Source organism: Streptomyces sp. NRRL WC-3549 (genome assembly GCF_000721935.1).
Classification (GTDB): Bacteria; Actinomycetota; Actinomycetes; order Streptomycetales; family Streptomycetaceae; genus Streptomyces.
Window position 1 is genome coordinate 2,760 of record NZ_KL585442.1, and the last position, 2,660, is coordinate 5,419.

Annotated in this window: 3 protein-coding genes; 1 reads left to right on the forward strand and 2 read right to left on the reverse strand. The window is 72.6% G+C overall.

The features are described from left to right. The coding region (locus IH13_RS0133420) for an acyl-CoA dehydrogenase family protein (protein WP_063837525.1) at positions 1–866 on the reverse strand (866 nt) is incomplete at its 3' end. Further along, complete coding sequence (locus tag IH13_RS0133425) at positions 866–1,759, reverse strand: enoyl-CoA hydratase (RefSeq protein WP_267883898.1); 894 nt, start codon at positions 1,757–1,759, stop codon at positions 866–868. The genes IH13_RS0133425 and IH13_RS0133420, both read right to left, overlap by 1 nt. Before the next feature lie 46 nt (positions 1,760–1,805). On the opposite strand from IH13_RS0133425, the gene IH13_RS0133430 reads away from it, so the two are divergent. Continuing rightward, a partial coding sequence (locus IH13_RS0133430) for an acyl-CoA dehydrogenase family protein (protein ID WP_063837526.1) occupies positions 1,806–2,660 on the forward strand: 855 nt, incomplete at its 3' end.

The following is a 2,660-nucleotide window of genomic DNA, read 5'->3' on the forward strand; positions in this document are numbered from 1 at the left end:
AGATGTGTATAAGAGACAGCGGCGACCCGGTCGCGCAGCGCGGTGTCGGCGGGGTCCCCCTGGGCGTGCCAGAGGGCGGTCAGCCGGTCGGCGGCGGCGGTGAAGCGGCCCGGACTGCGCAGGGTCAGCCCCCGCTCGTTGCCGGTGGTGCTCATCGCGACCCGCCAGCCCTGCCCCGGCTCGCCGATGACGTCCCGGTCCGGTACGAACACCTCGTCCAGGAAGAGTTCGGCGAAGGCCGGCTTGCCGTCGAGGCGTCCGACGGGCCGCACGGTGACCCCCTCGGCGTCCAGCGGGAACATCAGGTACGTCAGCCCCCGGTGCGGCCGGTCCGCGTCCGGATCGCTGCGGAACAGCCCGAAGGCCCGGTCGGCGAAGGCGGCCCGCGACGACCAGGCCTTCTGGCCGCTCAGCAGCCAGCCGCCGTCGGTGCGGACGGCCGTCGAGCGCAGCGAGGCCAGGTCGGAACCGGACTCCGGCTCGGACCAGGCCTGCGCCCAGACGACCTCGCCGCGGGCCATGGCGGGCAGGACACGGGCGCGCTGTTCGGCGGTGCCGTGCTCGAACAGCGTGGGGGCGAGCAGGTTGATGCCGTTCTGGCTGACCCGCCCCGGCGCCCCGGCGGCGAAGTACTCCTCCTCGAAGACCAGCCAGCGCAGGATCGAGCTGCCCCGGCCGCCGTACTCCTCGGGCCAGGACACCACCGACCAGCGGTCGGCGGCCAGTGCGGCCTCCCACTCCCGGTGGGCGGCGAATCCCTCCGCGGTCTCCAGGGACGGCAGCGGGGCGGGCGGGACGTGGTCGGCCAGCCAGTCGCGTACCTCGGTACGGAACGCTCCGTCCGACGCGTCGAAGTCGAGGTCCATCAGCCGCCCGCCTTCTTCATCGCCCGGATGTCCATGCCGCCGAGCGCGTCGGTCGCGGTCTCGGCGTTGTGCGCGTGCGCCAGGTGGTGGAGGCCGAAGACCGAGTCCAAGCCGGTGTGCAGCCCCTGGAGGTCCTCTGCCTGGTTGACGGCGCGTTTGGTCAGGGCGAGGCCCAGGCGCGGCATCTCGGCGATGCGCAGGGCCAGTTCGCGGGTGCGGTCGGCCAGCTCGTCCCGGGGCACGACCCGGTTGACCATGCCGACCTCGTAGGCACGGCGGGCGCTCATGCGGTCGCCGGTGTAGAGGAACTCCTTGGCCACGCGCGGCGGCATCACCCAGGGGTGCGCGAAGTACTCGACGCCGGGGATGCCCATCCGGACCACCGGATCGGCGAAGAAGGCGTCCTCGGAGGCCACGATCAGGTCGCACACCCAGGCGAGCATCAGCCCGCCCGCCACACACGCGCCCTGCACGGACGCGATGACCGGCTTGGGCAGCTCGCGCCAGCGGCGGCACATCCCCAGGTACACCTCGGACTCGCGGGCGAAGCGGCTCTCCGCGCCCTCCTTGTCCGAGTGGTCCCACCACAGGCCGGCCCGGCGGTCGAACGGCAGGTGGGCGTCCCGCTCCGGCGTGCCGATGTCGTGGCCCGCGGAGAAGTGCCTGCCCGCACCGGCCAGGACGACGGCCTTGACCTCGCCGTCCTCGGCCGCGCGGTAGAACGCCCGGTCCAGGGCGTAGGTCATCGCGGAGTTCTGCGCGTTGCGGTAGTCGGGCCGGTTCATGGTCACGGTCGCGACCGGGCCCCGCTTCTCGTAGAGCACCGGTTCGTCACGTCCCGGTACCTCCCGTGCCGGTTCGTCGCGTTCCTGCTCGTCGTGGGCAGCGGACATCGACCCCTCCTTCCCTAACAAGTGTTTGGTAGATTAACGTACCCCCATGAGCAGCGTCGAGGAGTTCCGCGCCGAGATCCGCGGCTGGCTGGCCACCCACCTCACCGGAGAGTTCGCGGGCCTGCGCGGCCGGGGCGGACCCGGCCGTGAGCACGAGGCCTTCGCCGAACGGCTCGCCTGGGAGAGGCACATGGCGGCCGAGGGCTGGACCTGCGTGGGCTGGCCGAAGGAGTACGGAGGCCGGGGCGCGAGCCTCGAAGAGCAGGTCGCCTTCCACGAGGAGTACGCCCTCGCCGACGCCCCCGCCCGCGTCAACCACATCGGCGAACAACTGCTCGGCCCGACACTGGTGGCCTTCGGCACACCGGAGCAGCGGGCCCGCTTCCTGCCGCCGATCGTCGCCGCCGAGGAGCTGTGGTGCCAGGGGTACAGCGAGCCCGACGCGGGCTCCGACCTGGCGAACGTGCGCACCAGGGCCGAGCGGGACGACGCGGGGGACTGGACCGTCACCGGCCAGAAGATCTGGACGTCGCTCGCCCACGCCTCGCAGTGGTGCTTCGTGGTGGCCCGCACCGAACCCGGCTCGTCCCGCCACCACGGTCTTTCCTACCTGCTGGTGCCGCTCGACCAGCCCGGTGTGGAGATCCGCCCGATCACCCAGCTGACCGGCACCTCCGAGTTCAACGAGGTCTTCTTCGACGGCGCCCGCACCCGCGCCGAGAACATCGTCGGCGCCCCCGGCGACGGCTGGCGGGTCGCCATGGCCACCCTCGGCTTCGAACGGGGCGTCTCCACCCTCGGCCAGCAGGTCGGCTTCCGGCGCGAACTGGAGACCCTGATCGAGGAGGCCAGGCGCAACGGCGCCGCCGGCGATCCGCTGATCCGCGACCGGCTCCCCCCC